General features: G+C 60.3%; 18 protein-coding genes. 8 read left to right on the forward strand and 10 right to left on the reverse strand.

The annotated features are described in order from the left end of the window. Positions 1 to 48 precede the first annotated feature (48 nt). Genes TX24_RS13300 through TX24_RS13310 form a run of 3 tightly spaced genes read left to right on the forward strand, consistent with a single transcriptional unit; the run spans position 49 to position 3672 of the window. Positions 49 to 1476, forward strand: coding sequence for a di-heme oxidoreductase family protein (locus tag TX24_RS13300; RefSeq protein ID WP_057710495.1), 1428 nt, complete (start codon positions 49 to 51; stop codon positions 1474 to 1476). Positions 1477 to 1507: 31 nt separating this feature from the next. Next, positions 1508 to 2572 (forward strand): imelysin family protein, encoded by a 1065-nt coding sequence (locus TX24_RS13305; protein WP_003193930.1) that lies wholly within the window; start codon positions 1508 to 1510, stop codon positions 2570 to 2572. A gap of 2 nt (positions 2573 to 2574) precedes the next feature. Continuing rightward, on the forward strand, positions 2575 to 3672 hold the full coding sequence (locus tag TX24_RS13310; RefSeq protein ID WP_003193931.1) for a DUF1513 domain-containing protein: 1098 nt from the start codon (positions 2575 to 2577) through the stop codon (positions 3670 to 3672). A gap of 196 nt (positions 3673 to 3868) precedes the next feature. Here the strand turns inward: TX24_RS13310 and TX24_RS13315 are convergent, their stop codons facing one another. The 5 genes from TX24_RS13315 to colR all read right to left on the reverse strand — a co-directional run bounded on the left by TX24_RS13315 (position 3869) and on the right by colR (position 7639). Continuing rightward, on the reverse strand, positions 3869 to 4096 hold the full coding sequence (locus TX24_RS13315) for a hypothetical protein (RefSeq protein WP_003193932.1): 228 nt from the start codon (positions 4094 to 4096) through the stop codon (positions 3869 to 3871). Then, the gene (locus TX24_RS13320; RefSeq protein ID WP_003193933.1) at positions 4093 to 4812 is read right to left on the reverse strand and encodes a lipopolysaccharide kinase InaA family protein; all 720 of its coding nucleotides are present in this window, start codon (positions 4810 to 4812) and stop codon (positions 4093 to 4095) included. The genes TX24_RS13315 and TX24_RS13320 overlap by 4 nt, the downstream gene beginning before the upstream one ends. Positions 4813 to 4816: 4 nt before the next feature. After that, the gene (locus TX24_RS13325; protein WP_003193934.1) at positions 4817 to 5497 is read right to left on the reverse strand and encodes a class I SAM-dependent methyltransferase; all 681 of its coding nucleotides are present in this window, start codon (positions 5495 to 5497) and stop codon (positions 4817 to 4819) included. Between the two features lie 188 nt (positions 5498 to 5685). Next, a complete protein-coding gene (locus TX24_RS13330; protein ID WP_003193935.1) occupies positions 5686 to 6966 on the reverse strand; it encodes a sensor histidine kinase in 1281 nt (426 codons plus the stop codon). After that, positions 6956 to 7639, reverse strand: a complete 684-nt coding sequence (gene colR / locus TX24_RS13335) for a two-component system response regulator ColR (protein WP_003193936.1) — start codon at positions 7637 to 7639, stop codon at positions 6956 to 6958. Before colR ends, TX24_RS13330 begins: the two co-directional genes overlap by 11 nt. Before the next feature lie 201 nt (positions 7640 to 7840). Here colR and TX24_RS13340 point away from each other — a divergent pair, with 201 nt between their 5' ends. Both TX24_RS13340 and TX24_RS13345 read left to right on the forward strand, forming a co-directional pair. Continuing rightward, complete coding sequence (locus tag TX24_RS13340) at positions 7841 to 9790, forward strand: LTA synthase family protein (protein ID WP_057710496.1); 1950 nt, start codon at positions 7841 to 7843, stop codon at positions 9788 to 9790. A 49-nt stretch (positions 9791 to 9839) separates the two neighbouring features. Beyond that, complete coding sequence (locus tag TX24_RS13345) at positions 9840 to 10553, forward strand: phosphatase PAP2 family protein (RefSeq protein ID WP_034134540.1); 714 nt, start codon at positions 9840 to 9842, stop codon at positions 10551 to 10553. A gap of 722 nt (positions 10554 to 11275) precedes the next feature. Here TX24_RS13345 and groL read toward each other — a convergent pair. The 5 genes from groL to TX24_RS13375 all read right to left on the reverse strand — a co-directional run bounded on the left by groL (position 11276) and on the right by TX24_RS13375 (position 15898). Beyond that, entirely contained in the window at positions 11276 to 12922 is a 1647-nt protein-coding gene (gene groL, locus TX24_RS13355) for a chaperonin GroEL (RefSeq protein ID WP_057710498.1), read from the reverse strand. Between the two features lie 50 nt (positions 12923 to 12972). Beyond that, complete coding sequence (locus TX24_RS13360) at positions 12973 to 13266, reverse strand: co-chaperone GroES (RefSeq protein WP_003193940.1); 294 nt, start codon at positions 13264 to 13266, stop codon at positions 12973 to 12975. Between the two features lie 247 nt (positions 13267 to 13513). Next, complete coding sequence (locus tag TX24_RS13365; RefSeq protein ID WP_003193941.1) at positions 13514 to 13990, reverse strand: FxsA family protein; 477 nt, start codon at positions 13988 to 13990, stop codon at positions 13514 to 13516. Between the two features lie 66 nt (positions 13991 to 14056). Then, complete coding sequence (locus TX24_RS13370; protein WP_057710499.1) at positions 14057 to 14788, reverse strand: HugZ family pyridoxamine 5'-phosphate oxidase; 732 nt, start codon at positions 14786 to 14788, stop codon at positions 14057 to 14059. Between the two features lie 102 nt (positions 14789 to 14890). Then, complete coding sequence (locus tag TX24_RS13375; RefSeq protein WP_003193943.1) at positions 14891 to 15898, reverse strand: DUF481 domain-containing protein; 1008 nt, start codon at positions 15896 to 15898, stop codon at positions 14891 to 14893. A gap of 145 nt (positions 15899 to 16043) precedes the next feature. Here TX24_RS13375 and TX24_RS13380 point away from each other — a divergent pair, with 145 nt between their 5' ends. The 3 genes from TX24_RS13380 (at position 16044) to TX24_RS13390 (ending at position 19895) form a co-directional block, all read left to right on the forward strand. Next, positions 16044 to 16406 (forward strand): MGMT family protein, encoded by a 363-nt coding sequence (locus TX24_RS13380; protein WP_034133585.1) that lies wholly within the window; start codon positions 16044 to 16046, stop codon positions 16404 to 16406. Positions 16407 to 16449: 43 nt separating this feature from the next. Continuing rightward, positions 16450 to 17982 (forward strand): AmpG family muropeptide MFS transporter, encoded by a 1533-nt coding sequence (locus tag TX24_RS13385; RefSeq protein ID WP_003193945.1) that lies wholly within the window; start codon positions 16450 to 16452, stop codon positions 17980 to 17982. 197 nt (positions 17983 to 18179) lie between these two features. Beyond that, positions 18180 to 19895 carry a proline--tRNA ligase gene (locus TX24_RS13390; RefSeq protein ID WP_019817246.1) on the forward strand — a complete coding sequence of 572 codons (1716 nt, stop codon included), beginning with the start codon at positions 18180 to 18182 and terminating at the stop codon, positions 19893 to 19895. Positions 19896 to 19897: the final 2 nt, after the last annotated feature.

The raw sequence follows: 19897 nt of genomic DNA on the forward strand, positions 1-19897 counted from the left end.
CCTGTTAGACTTTGCGCCTTAATTTTCTGCCCTCGTCCAGGAATCTTGATGTTCCGTGCGCTTTTATACCTGCCAGCAGCGTTGATGGCTTTAAGCCTGACTGCGTGCGATGACGCCCCTCGCTTCACAAAAGCAGAGCCGGGTGAATCGCGGGCCGGTGGCGCGGCGACGGTAAACAAGCGCGACCAGAACGCCTTTTCCCTGCCCTCGGCCAACCTGGCGCCCACGCGGCGCCTGGACTTCAGCGTCGGCAACAGCTTCTTTCGCAACCCGTGGGTGATTGCGCCGTCCACCACCACGGCGCGCGATGGCCTGGGCCCGCTGTTCAATACCAACGCCTGCCAGAACTGCCATATCAAGGATGGCCGTGGCCACCCGCCGCTGCCTGACGCGCCCAATGCCGTGTCGATGCTGGTGCGCCTGTCCATCCCGGATGCTCAGCCTTACGCTAAGCTCATCGAACAGATCGGCGTGGTGCCCGAGCCGGTCTACGGCGGGCAACTCCAGGACATGGCCGTGCCCGGCGTCGCGCCGGAAGGCAAGGTGCGGGTCGACTACACACCGGTCAACGTCAGGTTCAAGGACGGCACGCTGGTTGAATTGCGCAAGCCCGACCTGCAAATCACCCAACTGGGCTACGGCCCGATGCACCCCGACACACGCTTCTCGGCGCGTATCGCCCCGCCGATGATCGGCCTGGGCCTGCTCGAAGCGATCAGCGATGCCGATATCCTGCGCAACACTGACCGCAAGACCGCCGACAAAGAGGCCATCGTGGGCCGCGCCAATTGGGTCTGGGATGACGCTCAGGCCAAAACTGTCCTCGGGCGTTTTGGCTGGAAAGCCGGGCAGCCCAACCTCAATCAACAAAACGTTCACGCGTTTTCTGGTGATATGGGCCTCACCACGTCCCTGAGACCCTTCGATGACTGCACCGACGCCCAAGTGGCCTGCAAACAGGCGCCCAACGGCAATGGCCCCGAGGGTGAGCCGGAAGTCAGCGATAACATCCTGCGCCTGGTGCTGTTCTACACCCGCAACCTCGCAGTGCCCGCGCGCCGCGACGTTGATACGCCGCAAGTGCTGGCCGGCAAGAACCTGTTCTACCAGGCCGGTTGCCAGGGCTGTCACAAACCTATGTTCACAACGGCCGCCAACGCCGCCGAACCTGAACTGGCCAACCAGGTGATTCGCCCTTACAGCGACCTGCTGCTGCACGATATGGGCGAAGGCCTGGCCGACAACCGTAGCGAATTCAAAGCCACCGGCCGCGACTGGCGCACCCCGCCGCTGTGGGGCATCGGCCTGACGCAAACCGTAAGTGGCCACACCCAGTTCCTGCATGACGGCCGCGCCCGCAACCTGCTTGAAGCCGTGCTATGGCATGGCGGTGAAGCCCAAGCGGCGCAGCAACATGTGTTGTCGTTCAATGCCGAGCAGCGCGCCGCGTTGCTGGCGTTCCTGAATTCTTTATAAGCTTTGCCCCACTTACAGAAGGGAGCTCGACATGTTTCGTCCCAAGTTGTTGTTCACCAGCCTCGCCGCCCTGGCCTTGGGCGCCTGCTCGCCCCAAGACCCGCAAGCCGTGACCTCGGCGGCCATCGCCAAGCAAGTGATCCTGCCAACCTACAGCCGCTGGGTTGAGGCCGACCGTCAGTTGGCCGTCAGCGCCCTGGCTTACTGCCAAGGCAAGGAAAGCCTGGACACCGCCCGCGCCGACTTCCTGCACGCGCAAAAAGCCTGGGCCGAGCTGCAACCGCTGCTGATCGGCCCGCTGGCCGAAGGCAACCGGGCGTGGCAGGTGCAGTTCTGGCCAGACAAGAAGAACCTGGTCGGCCGTCAGGTCGAGCAACTGGTCAGCGCCCAGCCGCAGATCGACGCCGCGGCCCTGGCGAAATCCAGCGTGGTGGTACAGGGCCTGTCGGCGTACGAATACATCCTTTACGACGCCAAGCCTGACGTCGCCGACGACGCCCAGAAAGCGCGCTATTGCCCGCTGCTGATGGCGATCGGTGAACGCCAGAAAGTCCTGGCCGAAGAGATCCTGGCCAGTTGGAACAGCACCGACGGCATGCTCGCGCAGATGACCAAGTTTCCGAACCAGCGCTACGCTGATTCCCACGAAGCCATCGCCGACCTGCTGCGCGTGCAAGTGACCGCCCTGGACACCCTGAAGAAAAAACTCGGCACCCCGATGGGCCGCCAGACCAAGGGCATCCCGCAACCGTTCCAGGCCGATGCCTGGCGCAGCCAGTCGTCCCTGCAAAGCCTGGAAGCCAGCCTCGCCGCGGCTCAGACCGTGTGGGTGGGCGTCGATAACAAAGGCCTGCGTGGCCTGCTGCCGGCGGACCAGAAGCCACTGGCCGAGAAAATCGACGCCGCCTACGCAGCGTCCCTGAAACTGTTCGCCAGCAACCAGCGCACCCTCAACGAACTGTTGAATGACGACGCCGGGCGCCAGCAACTCAACGACATCTACGACAGCCTCAACGTGGTCCACCGCCTGCATGAAGGTGAACTGGCCAAGGCGCTGGGCGTACAACTGGGCTTTAACGCCAACGACGGTGACTGATGATGCTCAGGCGACAGGCTTTGGCGGTGGGCAGCGTGCTGCTCAGCGCTATCACCTTGGGTGGCTGGACGCTGTTCAAGCACAAAGACAAAGGCCCGCTGCTGCTGTCGGCGCGCGATGATGCCGACGGCAAGCACTACGCTGTCGGCTATCGCCTGGACGGCAAGCCGGTATTTGCCACCCAGGTCGGCCAGCGCTGCCATGACATCATCAACCACCCGACCTTGCCGATTGCACTGTTCGTCGCCCGTCGCCCAGGCACCGAGAGCTACCTGATCGACCTGCGCGACGGCAGGCTGCTGCAAACCATCACCTCGAACGCCAACCGCCATTTCTATGGCCATGCGGTGATCCACAAGAGCGGTGACTGGCTGTACGCCACCGAGAACGACACCTCCGACCCCGGTCGGGGCCTGTTGGGGGTGTATAAGTTCGAAGGTGAGCGGCTGGTGCACAGCGGCGAGATATCCACCCACGGCATCGGCCCGCATCAAGTCTCGTGGATGCCCGACGGCGAGACGCTGATTGTGGCCAACGGCGGCATTCGCACCGAAGCCGAAAGCCGGGTAGAAATGAACCTCAATGCCATGGAGCCAAGCCTGGTGCTGATGCGGCGCGACGGTAGCCTGATCAGCAAGGAAACCCTGGCCCAGCAGATGAACAGCGTGCGGCACATGGGTATCGCCAGCGATGGCACCATCCTGACCGGGCAGCAGTTCATGGGCCCGTCCCAGGAGCGTTCCGAGTTGCTCGCGATCAAGCGCCCGGGGCAGCCGTTCGTGGCGTTCCCGGTGGCGGATGAACAGTTGCAGGCGATGGGGCATTACACCGCCAGCGTGGCGGTGCACAGCGAACTGCGCCTGGTGGCGTTGACGGCACCGCGGGGCAACCGCTTTTTTATCTGGGACATGGACACCGCCGAACTGCGCCTGGATGGGCCCTTGCCGGACTGTGCGGGGGTGGGCGCTGTGGCGGATGGGTTTGTGGTGACATCCGGTCAGGGGCGTTGCCGCTTCTATGACTGCCGCCAGAAAAACCTGGTCGCACAACCGCTGCAACTACCGGCGGGGCTTTGGGACAATCACCTGCACCTGATCTGAAATTACCCTTCTGTGGCTGATCGTTCCCACGCTCTGCGTGGGAATGCAACCCGTGACGCTCTGCGTCACTGGCGCTAACGGACGAGACGCAGAGCGTCTCAAGAGGCATTCCCACGCAGAGCGTGGGAATGATCATGCCTGGCGCACCATAAAAAAAGGGCCTCGCATGGCAAGGCCCTTTTCGGGGTCAATCGTTTCAACTTTGCGGCCTCATCGCTTGAGACATGCCGAACATGAATAACAGCAATTCATGGTCGGGCTTGGCCGCCACACTCGTCTTGGCAATGCGTGGCAGCAGGCATTGCCCGCCACCGTCTACCGCACTCAACACTTGTGTACGAGGTTGTTCCCATACCGCCAGGGCCAGGGCTGCAACACCCAATGCCCCGACCAGAAACAAACCTCGTGCTATTTCTAGCTTCATCTGGTTAAACCCTTGATAGCGCTGCCAAACGCCGTCTCGTAAAAGTAGCTGAGTTTTTTCCAGTCGGTATCATTCCACGACGAATGGCGGCGCAATTGCAGCATATCGTGGGACGCGGCCCGATAAGCGGTCAGGCGCTGGCGGCATTTCTCGAAATCCAGCAGGGCCACTTCCACTGTCGCCGCATCAGGCTCACCGGTCACCCGCACGAAGATGTGCTTGATATACAGGCAACCGTGTTGCCAGCGGCCTTTGTGCATACGGGCCAAGGTGCCGGCCAACTCTTGCAGCAGGCGCTCGTGGACCGCCTCGCCATACTGTTGGCGGCCACCGGCGGCGTACCAGTTTTCGATCTCGTCGAACCCGTCCAGGGACGCGGTCACCAACAGGGCTTTCCATTGGTGCTCCGGGTCGCGACGCGCCTCGCAAAACACCAGTTCCGGCACACGCACATCCAGCAAACGCAGGCCTTTGAGGGCATCACGCTCACGCAGCACGGTCGGACGCCCAAAGGGGTGCAGCCAACTGCGGTAAATGTGGCCGGTCTGGCGCTTGCAATAGAGCAAGCGACCGTTAGGGCTGATCACCCGCTGCACGCCACTTTCACCACCCCGGCGACGGTTGGGTTCTTCCACCCATTCACCTTGCTGACGCCAGAAAAAATCAAATCGTTCTTCGGGAGCTACATGACTGCCTACTACGCACTCAACTGCCATCCTGTTACCTCTTGCGCAATACATACACTCGCCACATGGCGTAGAGCGGTATGAAGTCCAGGGATTCCTGAACACGGAAACCGGCCTGCTCGAATTCTGCCTCGACAGTAGCAGCCGGTAACACAAACCGGTTTTGGTAACCTTCCTGCTCACCTTTTTTGCGACGACGCACTTCGCTGCGCTTGCGCTTCCAGGCCTTGAAATTGCCGTCCACCCACAGCGAAATAATCACGCTGTCGCGGGTAACACGTTGAAACTCGCGCAGTATTGTCAGCCTGTGCTCCGGCTCACCAATGTGGTGCATCAAGCGCATGCAAAAAATACTGTCGACGGAGTTATCTGGCAAATCGATATCAAAGGCAGACGTCTGCAAAGGGCGTACCCGTTTCACCACCTCTGCCGGCTGGGCAGCGGTGGCGATCTTCAACATCGACGCCGAATTGTCAGCTCCGATAATCACACGGTTGGGTTTTTCGGCCAGTAACGGCCAGAAGCGTCCAGCGCCACACGGCAGGTCCAACACCAGGCCCGGCTCACCGGCCATGGCCAATGCGCCGCGCGCCAGTTGCTCGTCGCGTTTGTGGGACAACCGGCGAGCCAGATTGTCCTGATGCTTGAGCAAATATTTCTGCGCGTGTTGATCGTCGTACTTGTCAGAAAATTCCAGCTTGATCGGGGAAGGCATCTTACGTCTCCAGTAACTGATGCCTACGACCTTAAGCAGCGAACTGTGATCAACAGGTCAACTCGTTGTGAAAATCTTGTCCTGTCCAACTGCATACATTTCAATACTTTACAGAAACATTCAGTAGCACCGGGCCATCTTCGCCGAAAAGCAGGCAGTCTGCATCAGCAAAACGACAGACTGAAGGGTCAGGTTTTGACTGGGTTGAGCTCCACATGAAAACGGCAGCCATTGGGCTCCATGGTGCTCAGGCTTACGCTCCAGCCCTGGCTTTCGCAGATCCGTTGCACCAGCGACAGGCCGAGGCCGAGGCCCTCGCCACGTTTCTCGCTACCGCGCACGAACGGCTCGAACATCGCTTCGCGCTTCTCTTCGGGGATGCCGACACCGGAGTCCTCCACCACGAAGCCACTGGGCTCCAGCGTCAGGCGGATAAACCCGTGTTCGGTGTAATGCAGGGCATTGCGCAGCAAGTTGCCCATCACCGCATGCAAGAAGGTGGTGTTGTAGCGGGTGTCCAGGGGGTTGCCTGGCAGGTAGATCAACGCCAGGCCTTTTTTCTCGATGGGCTCGCGCCAGATACCGAGCAGGTCTTCGGCCACCTGGGTGAGGTTGCCCTGGGGCGAACTGGCGGCGTCGTCGTGTTTGGCGCGGGCGAGCATCAGGAAGGTCTGCACCAGCTCGCGCATTTCTTCACAGGCACGGGCAATGCGCTCGACCTGGTTGCGACCTCGTTGATCGATGGCTGGGTTTTCGCGCAGCAGTTCGCAGGAACTGGCCAGGACCATCAAGGGCGTGCGCAACTCATGGCTCACATCGCTGGTAAACAGCTGCTCGCGCGACAACGCCTGGCGCAAGCGACCGAGGGTGGCGTCGAACGCCACCGCCAGTTCGCCCACTTCATCGGCGGCGTAATCCGGCGCCAGGGGCGGTGCCAGGCCCAACAGTTGGTCACGATGACGGACCTGGCGGGCCAGGCGTACCACCGGCGCCATCACCTTGCGGGCCAGCACCCAGCCGAGGAACGCCGCCAGTGCCAGGCTGAGCACGAAGCCCACCAGCACCACCGCAAACAGCACGCGCTCACGCTCTTCGAAATCGCTCTGGTCTTGCAGCAACACATAACGCCGACCATCGACCACTTCAACCATGGCGTGGTACGACAGCGCCTCACGAAACACCTCATGAAACCCAGGGTCCAGATGGCGCAGGTCCTTGGGCAGTTCAAAATCGCCACGCCCGCCGCTGAAATAAAACAGCTGGTCCGGCTCCGGCCGGTGGCTCCAGTCTTCGACGCTGTCCATCAACAGCAGGCGCTGCAGGTCCCCGCCCAGGCCCGCCGAGATCAACTTCTCTTCCACCAGGTGCACCGTCGCAATGATGCCCACGGCGAAGGCCCCCGCCACCAACGCACTCATCAAGGCGAAAGCGATGATGATCCGCTGGGCAAGGCTTTGCTTAAACTCCATCACGACCCTCGGCCAGGCGATAACCCACACCGTGCACGGTTTGCAGTAGCGGTTTGGCGAAAGGCTTGTCGATCACTTGGCGCAATTGATGAACGTGGCTGCGCAGGCTGTCGCTGTCCGGGCAATCGTCGCCCCACAGGGCTTCTTCGAGAACTTCCCGGCGCAAAACATGCGGGCTTTTCTGCATCAGCACGGCGAGCAGTTTCAGACCCACCGGGTTGAGCTTGAGCAGGCGCCCTTCGCGGGTGACTTCCAGCGTATCGAGGTCGTAGTTCAGGTCACCCACTTGCAGGGCACGACGCCCGCCGCCCTGGGCACGGCGCAACACCGCTTCGATACGCGCGGCCAGTTCCGACAAGGCGAACGGCTTGAGCAGGTAATCATCAGCGCCAGACTTGAAGCCCTGCAGCCGGTCATCCAGTTGGTCGCGCGCGGTGAGCATGATCACCGGCGTATCACGGCGCGCGTCTTCACGCAGGCGTTTGCACAAGGTGTAACCATCGATGCCGGGCAACATGATGTCGAGCACGATCAGGTCGTAATGCTCGGTGGCCGCCAGGTGCAGGCCCGACAAACCGTCCTGCGCACAGTCCACTGTGTAGCCTTTGAGCCCCAGGTAATCGGCCAGGTTGGCGAGGATATCGCGGTTGTCTTCAACCAATAGAATTCGCATGGGCAGTGTCTCCGTACGCGGTAACGGCCGTGTTGGCTCGCGCAGCTTAAGGCCAAGCGAGGCTCAGGGATAGAGCGCAGAGCCCCGCCGATAAAGGTTTTCAACTGTTTGTAGAGCCGAACAAGTTTTTCACTATAGCTTCACAAACTGACTACAGCCTCAGGAAGAAGATCGCCCCCCATTGATCTAAGGAACATAGACATGGGTTTTTTCAAAACAGCGCCAATGCGCTATTTGCTGTTGATCACCGGTGCCTGGTTAGTGGTTTTCCTGCTCACCCGCAGCGTGCTGCTCATTACCCACCTGGATGAAGTCAGCGGCAACCTGTTGCCGGTGTTTGGCGTGGGTTTGCTCTACGACTTGGGTTTCCTGGCCTATGCAGCCTTGCCGCTTGGCCTGTATCTGCTGCTCTGCCCGCCTGCCTTGTGGCGCCGCCGTGGCCATCGCTGGTTCCTGCAAGCGGTGCTGACCGTCAGCCTGTTCGCCATGCTGTTCACCTCGGTGGCCGAATGGCTGTTCTGGGATGAGTTTGGCGTGCGCTTCAACTTTATCGCCGTCGATTACCTGGTGTACTCCGATGAGGTACTGAACAACCTGCTGGAGTCTTACCCGATCGGCAAGCTGCTGAGCCTGCTGGCGATGCTGGCACTGATTCTGAGCGTGGCTCTGCGCAAACCCTTCAATGCCGCGATGGCAGCGCCCTTGCCTGCGCTGCGTGGCCGTTTGGTCAACGCCCTGGGCCTGCTGGTGCTCGCCGGCCTCAGCCTGCAACTGGTCAGCCAGGACAGCCCGCGCACCCAAGGCGGTAACGCGTATAACAACGAATTGGCCAGCAACGGCCCCTATCAGTTCTTTGCCGCGTTCCGTAACAACGAATTGGACTACACCCAGTTCTACAAAAGCCTGCCGACCGACATCGTCGCCAAGCAGTTGCGCGCCGAACTGAGTGAGCCCAACGCCCGCTTTATCGACCCGGACCCGCTGGATATTCGCCGTGCCATCACCAACCCCGGCACACTGCGCAAACCCAACATCGTACTGGTGACCATCGAGAGCTTCAGCGCCAAGTACATGGGCAGCAATGGCGATGCGCGCAACCTCACGCCCAACCTGGATGCGTTGCGCCAACAGAGCCTGTACTTCAATAACTTCTATGCCACCGGTACGCGCACCGACCGCGGCCTGGAAGCCATTACCCTGGCAATTCCACCGACGCCGGGGCGTTCGATCGTCAAGCGCATCGGCCGTGAAAGCGGGTTCGCCAGCCTGGGGCAACAGCTCTCGGCCATCGGTTATGACAGCGTGTTTGTCTATGGCGGGCGCGGTTACTTCGACAATATGAACGCGTTCTTCAGCGGCAACGGTTATCGGGTGGTGGACCAGAGCAGCGTGCCCGAAGCAGAAATCTCATTCAAAAACGCCTGGGGCATGGCCGACGAAGACCTGTTCAAACAGACCTTGAAACTGGCCGACGCCGATTACGCCAAGCAACAGCCGTTCTTGCTGCAACTGATGACCACCTCCAACCATCGCCCCTACACCTACCCGGACGGGCGTATCGACATCAAGTCTGGCAAGGGCCGCGACGGTGCGGTGAAATACACCGACTACGCCATCGGCCAGTTCCTTGAGGCAGCGCGCCAGAAGCCGTGGTTCGATAACACGATCTTCGTGTTCGTCGCCGACCACACGGCCGGCAGCGCAGGCAAGGAAGACCTGCCGATCACCAACTACCAGATTCCGCTGTTTATCTACGCGCCCAAGCTGATCGAGGCTCGGGAATCCGCCCAACTGGCCAGCCAGATCGACCTGGCGCCGACCTTGCTGGGCCTGCTCAACCTGAGCTACGAATCGACATTCTTTGGCCGCAACCTGCTGCAGGACAACCCATTGCCTGCACGGGTGGTGGTGGGCAATTACCAGCACCTGGGTCTGTTTGATGGCAAGGACTTGGCAATCCTCAGCCCGCGCCAAGGCTTGCGTCGCCACGACCAGGCCCTGGGCGAGAGCCAGGAGCTGCGCGTCGGTAGCGATGACCCCTTGATCCAACGGGCGATCACCTACTACCAGGCCGCCAGTTACGACTACAAACAGCAACTGCTGAGCTGGAAAGCGCCCAAGGAAGAAGCTCCAGTCTTAAGCAAACGCTAATCAAAAAGCCCCGTGCAGGTAGCACGGGGCTTTTTCACCAAGGTTCGTGATGAAATCCCCTTCGTCTTTACCGGTTTCCAAACCGCTTAATTTTTGGCTGTGCCTGGGCCTGCCTGCCAGCGCTGCAGTGGCCTTGCTGTTGCTGGAACTGACGTCCCTGGACATGGACCTGGCCAGGCATTTCTACAGCGCAGAGGCGGGCGGCTTCATTGGCCGCTATAGCTTCTTTCTTGAAGACATCCTGCATGACCGTGCCAAGCAACTGGTGATCCTGTTTTCGGTACTGGCGATTCTCGGCCTGGTCGGCAGCTTCATCCTGCAGCGGCTCAAACCGTACCGCCGTGAGCTGGTGTGCCTGGTGCTATCGCTGGGCATGGCGACGGCGTTCGTGTCGCCATTGAAAACCATCACCGCCGTGCAATGCCCCTGGAGTCTCAAGGAGTTCGGCGGCCAGGAAACCTACAGCGAACTGCTCAGCCCGCGCCCGCCTACCGATAAACCCGGCCGCTGCTGGCCCGGCGGGCATGCCGCCACCGGGTTTGCCTTGTTCGCCTGGTTCTTCGCCCTGCGGGATCGACGGCCACGCCTGGCGCGCTACGCGTTCATCTTTGCTGTCAGCCTGGGCAGCGTGTTTTCCGTCAGCCGTATGCTGCAAGGAGCGCACTTTTTTTCCCACAATGTTTGGACAGCGATTTTTTGCTGGCTGATCTGCCTGGGGTTGTATTGCTTGTTGCTGTACCGGCCTGCACGGCAACGGTCGTAGCTTTCTGTAAGAGCGAGCTTGCTCGCGAAAAACTTCAACGATAACGCGTGCTTGCTGAATGAACGCGGCGCCTTTGAGTTTTTCGCGAGCAAGCTCGCTCCTACAAAAAAGCCATTAGGGCTGCCTGCGAAAGCCAACGGTAACCACGATGCGAAGCGAGTCGCTCTTGATCTGCTTGTGATCTTGATCTCAGGCGCCCCGTTAAACCACGCTGGCCGAACACAGGCTTGAATCCGTGGGTAACCCGGCAGGACGCCGGGTTAGCCGCCCCGCGCCATGGATGGCGCGTGGCGGCGGCCCACGGATTCAAGCCTGTGTTCGGGCACACCGAGCCCAAGCGAGGTGCCGAGTGGTGGGGCAAGAGCCCTTTGGTTACTTTGGGGCTTTTCCAAAGTGACCCGCCGTCAGGGCGGAACCCTAAGCGGCCGTTACCGCAACAATGGATATGTACACAATCCAACTGTGTCGCCTGCCAGGCCGCCTTCGCGAGCAAGCCCGCTCCCACATTGGGATGGTGGGGTGTCAGGGAGATTGCCGTCGGCTGGCAGGGCGTCATCGCAGGCAAGCCAGCTCCCACAGTTGGATCGCGGGGGTGTCTGGGAGAACTGCGCCAGTCACGGGAGCAAGCTCCCTCGCCACAGGTCCAGCATGCAACCGTGCATAAAAAAGCCCCGCCTGCATCACTGCAGGCGGGGCTTTTTATAGTGCCGGGTAAGGCTGGCTTACATCATGCCGCCCATGCCACCCATGCCGCCCATGTCTGGCATACCGCCGCCAGCTGCGCCTTCTGCCTTCGGTTTGTCAGCGATGGCAGCTTCGGTGGTCAGGATCAAGCCACCGATGGAGGCTGCTGCTTGCAGCGCCGAACGAGTCACCTTGGTTGGATCCAGGATGCCCATTTCGATCATGTCGCCGTAGACGCCAGTCGCAGCGTTGTAACCGTAGTTACCTTTGCCGTTCTTGACTTCGTTGACCACAACGCTTGGCTCGTCGCCGGAGTTGGCAGCGATCTGGCGCAGCGGTGCTTCAACGGCACGACGCAGCACAGCGATACCAACGTTCTGGTCGGCATTGTCGCCGCTCAGGTTGGTCAGGGCTTCCAGAGCACGGATCAGCGCAACGCCACCGCCAGGTACCACGCCTTCTTCAACGGCTGCACGGGTTGCGTGCAAGGCGTCTTCAACGCGGGCCTTCTTCTCTTTCATTTCAACTTCGGAACCAGCGCCAACCTTGATCACCGCAACGCCGCCGGACAGCTTGGCCAGGCGCTCTTGCAGTTTTTCACGGTCGTAGTCCGAGGAGGTTTCAGCAACCTGGGCACGGATCTGCGCGATGCGGGACTCGATGTCGCCTTCAACGCCAGCACCGTCAACGATGATGGTGTTTTCCTTGGAGATGGTCACGCGCTTGGCGCTACCCAGGTTTTCCAGGGTGGCGCTTTCCAGGCTCAGGCCGATCTCTTCGGAGATAACGGTACCGCCAGTCAATACGGCGATGTCCTGCAGCATGGCCTTGCGACGGTCGCCGAAGCCTGGAGCCTTGACGGCTGCAACCTTGACGATACCACGCATGTTGTTCACAACCAGAGTCGCCAGGGCTTCACCTTCAACGTCTTCGGAAACGATCAGCAATGGACGGCCGGCTTTGGCAACGGCTTCCAGTACTGGCAGCATTTCGCGAATGTTGGAGATCTTCTTGTCGACCAGCAGGATCAGCGGGCTGTCCAGCTCGGCAACCATGGTCTCAGGCTTGTTGACGAAGTACGGAGACAGGTAGCCACGGTCGAACTGCATGCCTTCTACAACCGACAGTTCGTTTTCCAGGCCCGAGCCTTCTTCAACGGTGATCACGCCTTCTTTACCGACTTTTTCCATGGCTTCGGCAATGATGTCACCGATGGAGCTGTCGGAGTTGGCGGAGATGGTGCCTACCTGAGCGATGGCCTTGGTGTCGGCGCATGGCTTGGACAGATTTTTCAGCTCGGCAACGATGGCGATGGTCGCCTTGTCGATGCCACGCTTGAGGTCCATCGGGTTCATGCCGGCAGCGACGGCCTTGTAGCCCTCGTTGACGATCGCCTGAGCCAGGACGGTAGCGGTGGTGGTGCCGTCGCCTGCGTCATCGTTGGCACGGGAGGCAACGTCTTTGACCAGCTGCGCGCCCATGTTCTCGAAACGGTCTTCCAGTTCGATTTCTTTTGCTACGGAAACGCCGTCCTTGGTGATGGTCGGAGCGCCGAAGCTCTTCTCGATGATCACGTTACGGCCTTTCGGGCCCAAGGTCGCTTTTACTGCGTCAGCCAGTACGTTGACACCAGTGAGCATTTTCTTGCGGGCGGAGTCGCCGAATTTAACTTCTTTAGCAGCCATGATCGATATTCCTTAAATACTTTGTAGTAACGGGAAAATGAGCGAGGAAATCAGTCTTCCAGAACGGCGAGAATTTCGTTCTCAGCCATTACCAGCAGGTCTTCGCCGTCTACTTTCACAGTGTTGCTGCCGGAGTAAGGGCCGAAAACAACCTTGTCACCCACTTTCACGGCCAGTGCGCGTACATCACCGTTCTCCAGGGTTTTGCCTGGGCCAGCAGCGACGATTACACCGTGGTTGGCTTTTTCAGCAGCCGAACCTGGCAGAACGATCCCGCCAGCGGTTTTCTTTTCTTCTTCGCTGCGACGGATTACGACGCGGTCGTGCAGAGGACGAAGCTTCATTGTCGATCTCTCCTAATTGTGTTTTTCATCGGCCGGTATCAATTCCGGCGGGTTAAATTCCGGCGGTGCCGGTCGCGGCTCGCGGGGCGAGACGCGGAAGTCTGTCTGATGTCACCACCAGAAACCTTGCGGTGACCGTTACATAAGGGCGCCCAGGCTTATTACAAGGGGCCGAGGATGAAATTTTTTGTGTCGACTCAAGGGTAAATGCAACACGGCACCCGAAGGTGCCGTGCCAGTGAAGCGGTTACTTAGGGTCGCGGTGTTCGAATTCGCCTTCGATCACATCACCTTCACGCCCCAGGGGTTGGCGTGGAGCCGGACCACCACGGGGTTGCAGGTCGTCGGCGAACGCACGCTGGCGCATCGCGGCCTCTTCAGCACGCTGGCGCATCTTGCCGGCCAGCAGCTTGCGGGTGAACGGCAGCAACAGCACCAGGCCGAGCACATCGCTGATAAAGCCCGGCAGGATCAGCAAGCCACCGGCCAGGGCCATCATCAGGCCCTCAAGCATGGTCTGGGCCGGCAGTTCGCCGCGGTTCAGACTTTCACGGGCCCGCAGCGCGGTCGCCAGGCCGGCGACACGCAGCACCAGCACGCCGAGCATGGAGCCTACGATGATCAGCAGCAGCGCCGGGAAGAAACCGATCGCACCGCTGACTTTAACGAATACGAACAGCTCCAGCACCGGGAACAGCAGAAAGAGCAATAAAAAAGGGCGCATCAAATGGTTCCTCAACGCAAGAATGCCTTGCCAGTTCACCTTAGATGACGTCGCCGTTGTGTGAATTCAAGCAGTGGCCGCGGTTTTTTTCGGCCAGACTTCAGCGTGCGCCAATGAAACCAGGGCTTCGCGCACTTGTGTCGGCGTATTGCAGGGTTCGGCAAACCCTAGCCAATGTAACGATTGGCCAATGCGCAGGTGCATGCCTTCGCTGTCGATACCGACCAACTGCGCAGGCTCGGTGGTTGGCAAACCGCCCAACTCAACGTAATGGGCGATGGCCTTGGTGTGATCGCTGTTCATGTGCTCGATCATGCTGCGCTCGGCCTTGCCCGCAAACGGGTTGGCCAAGGTCAACTGGTCGACCCAATGGATCGCGCCAAACCCACCGATATAACGGTGGCGCACCGGCTTGAGCACCCAGAAATCAAAATCGTGGGCCTTGTGGTAGTTGGCCGAATCAGGGAAGTAGCGGTAGTAGCGCTCTGCAGCCGCTTCGATGGCGGCGGCGTCTTCCAGCTTCTCGGCTTCGGCCAGGTAGGTCAGACGCCCGACGGCTTGTACATCGTCGGCCTCACGCTCCCCCACCAGCAGCGAACACTTGGGGTCTTTTTGCAGGTTATGGGTGTGCTGGGCAATGCGGCTGATCAGGATCAGCGGGCGGCCCTGCTCGTCCAGGCAGTAGGGCACCACCGAGCCGAAGGGAAAGCCGGGCATGGCTTTGGACTGTGTGGCGAGCGCCCCACGGTATTCCTTGAGCAACAGCTCTCGGGCGTTCTTGGCAACCTGCGTGCTCAATATAGGATTCCTCGGATGTTCCGCGACCCATGGCATATGGGAATGGATCTCAACACAAGGTAATCAATATCTGCGCAGGTTGCCAGAGGGGCCGACGCCGGTTTACCAGGCCACGCCAAAGCCTGCGGTGTAGCGGGTCTTGCTCAAGCTGCTGTCGGAGTCGCCGCTGATGACGTCACGCTCAGCCTTGAGGTTGAGGGACGCCCACTCGGTGACTTTGTAGCGCAGGCCCATCTCGGCATCCAGGGAGTAATCGGCCGGACCGTCCAGAGGCTTGCCCAATTCGCCGTTGGTGAAGAACTCTACGGTCTTGCCCACCAAGTAGCGGTTGTAGTTCCACTTCATGGCCAGAGAGTAGAAGTTGTCCTTGCCGCCGTCGGCATATTCGTAATCGGTACGGTTGACCAGCGACCCGAGGGAGAACGCGCCCAACTCATCGTCCCAGAACTGGTAGCCCGGGCCGGTACCCACGGTGCGCTGGCGCGCCAGGTCTTCGACCTTGTCGCGCTTGTAGGTCAGGCGCCCCTGCCAGAACCAGTGCTCGGTGATAAAGCGGTCCAGGTCGTATTCCAGGGCCCAGTTGTCGGTGGTGGTGACGTCGTCCTGGAACTCGCGGTTGTATTCGCCCTTGCCCGTATGACGCCACTGGCCGTGACGGGCCGAGGTCTTGAAGTCGATGTCGTAGTCGTTGGTGTCTTTGTCCGCGCGCTTGTAGTCCAGCGCCAGGTCGACGTTACCCTTCCACACCAGGTCTTCGATCACCGGCTTGGGCTTCATGATCTGTTGGATACTTGCCAGTTCCACCGTCTTGGGTGCCTCGCCATTGGCCAGCACCACCTTGCCATCATCGGCTGCCTGCAACGACTTGGCCTTTTCACCGGTGTAGGCGTCCTGCTTGACCAACAGTTCCTGGTCGCTTTCCAGGGTCTTGACCTGTTTCCAGTCCACCGGTATGGAGCCTGCGTAGGTGGTTTGGATCAGCAACTTGCCACCGTCGAAGACTTTGATCTTGCCGGTGAGCCGATCACCGTTTTTCAACCAGACGGTATCGGCGAGCAAGGGCGTGGAAGCACTGAGAACAGCAAGGCACAACAGGGTTCTGGACAACATAAGCAAGTACGGGGCTCAGGATAGGCGAAAAAAGGGGCGTTATAGTGTTACATGGCTAGAACTGACTCAAGGATTTATATTGAGTTCAATACTCATCGCCATGTTTACAGACGTTTCTGACAAAACAACGACGATCTCAACGGATATGCCCACAGTGATCTCACCTGCCGACACGCCACAAAGCCCCGCCGAGATACGCCGCACTGCCCTTTACCTGACACTGTCGCAGGTGCCCGAAGGCTGCGTGGTCAGTTACGGCGAGCTGGCACACCTGGCAGGTTTGGGGCGTGCTGCCCGTTGGGTCGGGCGCACCCTGAGCCAGTTGCCGCAGGACACGCGATTGCCCTGGCATCGGGTGCTGGGTGCCGGCGGTCGGATAAGTCTGCCGGTGGGCAGTGCCTCGGGTGACGAACAACGTGCGCGTTTACGTAGCGAAGGCGTCACTATCCTGAACAATCGTGTTGATATTCAGCGTCATGGCTGGCGCCCGGTAGAGCACAGCGGTTAGAGTGCGCGCTTTGTTTCCGCAAATCTGAGGCAGACTCCAGCCCATGCCCCGTAAAACCTGGCGCGCCGCGCTCGCCGCCTATGCCAGCCCTTCGACGTTAGTGCTGTTGTTGCTCGGTTTCGCCGCCGGCATGCCTTACATGTTGGTGTTTTCGACGCTTTCAGTGTGGCTGCGTGAAGCCGGTGTGGCCCGCGAGACCATTGGCTATGCGAGCCTGATCGGTCTGGCCTACGCCTTCAAATGGGTCTGGTCGCCGCTGCTCGACCAATGGCGCCTGCCGTTGCTGGGTAAACTGGGGCGCCGTCGCTCGTGGCTGGTGCTGGCCCAATCGCTGGTGATCCTCGGATTGATCGGCATGGGTTTTTGTGACCCGCAAAAACACCTGTCCTGGTTGATCGCCATTGCGGTGGTCGTCGCCTTCGCGTCGGCCACCCAAGACATCGCTGTGGATGCCTACCGCCTGGAAATCGCCGACGACAGCCGTCAGGCCGCCCTGGCGGCAAGCTACATGTCTGGTTATCGCATCGCCGCCCTGCTGGCCACGGCCGGTGCGCTGTTCTTTGCCGAAGGCTTCGGCTCCACCGGTTTCAACTATAAACACTCGGCCTGGACCGGCACCTATGTGCTGTTCGGCGTGTTGATGGTGCCGGCGTTGCTCACCACGTTGTTTATGCGTGAACCCGATGTGCCACTGCGCACCCAACTGCAGGCCGGGCGCTACAGCTTCGCGCACCAGTTGGTGTCGGTGTTTGTACTGATCGTGCTGTTGGTCTCGGTGCCGGCGATGTTTACCCAGCTGTATAACACCGACTTTGCCAGCGTACTGTTCCAGGGCGTGAGCCTGTGGGAACTGCTGATGGAAGACCGCGCCTTCCTGCGTGCCATCCTCTATATCACCCTCACTGCGCTGTGCCTTTCGGCCATGGGCCGCCGGGGCCTGGCGCCGGTGCTGACGCCGGTCAACGACTTTATCCTGCGCTACCGCTGGCAGGCGCTGCTACTGCTCGGGCTGATTGCGACCTATCGCATGTCCGACACCGTGATGGGCGTCATGGCCAACGTGTTTTATATCGACCAGGGTTTCACCAAGGACCAGATCGCCGGGGTGAGCAAGATCTTCGGCCTGATCATGACCCTGCTCGGTGCCGGCATGGGCGGGCTGTTGATCGTGCGGTTCGGGATATTGCCGATCCTGCTCATCGGCGGCGTGGCCTCGGCCGGCACCAACCTGCTGTTCGTGATGCTCGCCGACATGGGCCCCGACCTGCAGATGTTGATCGTCACCATCTCCCTGGACAACTTCAGTTCGGGCATGGCCACCTCAGCATTCGTGGCTTACCTGTCGAGCCTCACCAACCTCAAGTTCTCCGCAACCCAATATGCGTTGCTCAGCTCGATCATGCTGTTGCTGCCACGTTTGATCGGTGGGTATTCAGGGGTGATGGTGGAGAAGTTCGGCTATCACAACTTCTTTCTGATCACCTGCCTGCTGGGCGTGCCGACGCTGCTGCTGATTGCGCTGCACTGGTTCCAGGAGAACCGCCGCGCCCGGCTGAATCCCCCGCAGGAAGACTGACACGACTCGGTCAATGTGGGAGCTGGCTTGCCTGCGATAGCGATGGTGAACCCAACGCCGCTATCGCAGGCAAGCCAGCTCCCACACAAGCGACGGTTACGACAGATACACCCTGCCACCTCACGCCTGTACTCCGGCGACAAGCGCCCGTACAATCCCAAGTCATTTCAAGTCCAAGCAACCGACAACGGCCTACCATGCGTACCAGTCAATATTTGCTCGCCACACAGAAAGAAACGCCTTCCGACGCGGTTGTGATCAGCCATCAGCTGATGCTGCGCGCCGGCATGATCCGCAAACTGGCCTCGGGCCTGTACACCTGGTTGCCCATGGGCTTGAAGGTGATGCGCAAGGTCGAAGCCATCGTTCGTGAAGAAATGAACGCTGCCGGCTCTCTGGAAGTGTTGATGCCGAGCACCCAACCGGCTGAGTTGTGGCAGGAATCCGGGCGCTGGGAAGAGTACGGCCCTGAGTTGCTGCGTTTTAAAGACCGTCATGGCCGCGATTTCTGCGCCGGCCCGACCCACGAAGAAGTCATTACCGACCTGATGCGCAACGAGTTGAGCAGCTATAAGCAGTTGCCGCTGAACCTGTATCAGATCCAGACCAAGTTCCGTGATGAAATCCGCCCACGCTTCGGCTTGATGCGTGGCCGCGAATTCATCATGAAGGACGCCTATTCGTTCCACGCCGACCAGGCTTCCCTGCAAGCGACCTACGACCGCATGCACCAGGCCTACTGCAACGTGTTCACGCGCCTGGGCCTGAAGTTCCGCCCGGTTGAAGCGGACAACGGCTCCATCGGCGGTGCCGGCTCTCACGAATTCCACGTGCTGGCCGAGTCTGGCGAAGACGATATCGTGTTCAGCAACGGTTCCGACTACGCGGCGAACATCGAGAAGGCCGAAGCCATACCACGTGAAACCTCGCGCCCTGCTCCCACCGAGGAGCTGCGCCTGGTCGACACGCCAGACACCAAAACCATCGCGGCCCTGGTGGAGAAATTCAATCTGCCGATTGAAAAGACCATCAAGACCCTGATCGTGCGCGCCGAAGAAGAAGGCAAGCTGATCGCCCTGGTGATCCGTGGCGACCACGAGCTCAACGAAATCAAGGCCGCCAACCAGCCTGGCGTAGCCAGCCCGCTGGTCATGGCCACCGATGCTGAACTGCGCGACGCCATTGGCGCCGGTGCCGGTTCCCTCGGCCCGCTGAACCTGCCGCTGCCGATCATCATCGACCGTTCGGTAGAGCTGATGAGCGACTTCGGTATCGGCGCCAACATCGACGACAAGCACTACTTCGGCGTGAACTGGGAGCGTGACCTGCCGGTTCCGACCGTGGCCGACCTGCGCAACGTCGTGGCCGGCGACCCGAGCCCGGATGGCAAGGGCACCCTGGAGATCAAGCGCGGCATCGAAGTCGGGCACATCTTCCAGCTGGGCAACAAGTACAGCAAGGCGATGAAGTGCGAAGTACTGGGCGAGAACGGCAAGCCGATCACCCTGGACATGGGCTGCTACGGCATCGGCGTGTCCCGCGTGGTTGCCGCTGCCATCGAGCAGAACAACGACGAGAAAGGCATCATCTGGAGTGACGCCCTGGCGCCGTTCCAGGTGGCCCTGGTGCCGTTGCGCTATGAAACCGAGCAAGTGCGCGAAGCCACTGACAAGCTGTACGCGGAGCTCACCGCTGCCGGTTTTGAAGTGCTGCTCGATGACCGGGACAAGAAAACCAGCCCGGGCATCAAGTTCGCCGACATGGAACTGATTGGCATCCCGCACCGGATCGTGGTCAGTGACCGCGGCCTGGCGGATGGCAATCTGGAATACAAGAGCCGGACCGAAGCCGAAGCCCAACCGTTGCCGGTGGCTGACGTGCTGTCTTTCCTCCAGGCGCGTATTCGTCGCTGAAA

Source organism: Pseudomonas lactis, assembly GCF_001439845.1.
In the GTDB taxonomy this organism is placed as follows: Bacteria; Pseudomonadota; Gammaproteobacteria; order Pseudomonadales; family Pseudomonadaceae; genus Aquipseudomonas; species Aquipseudomonas lactis.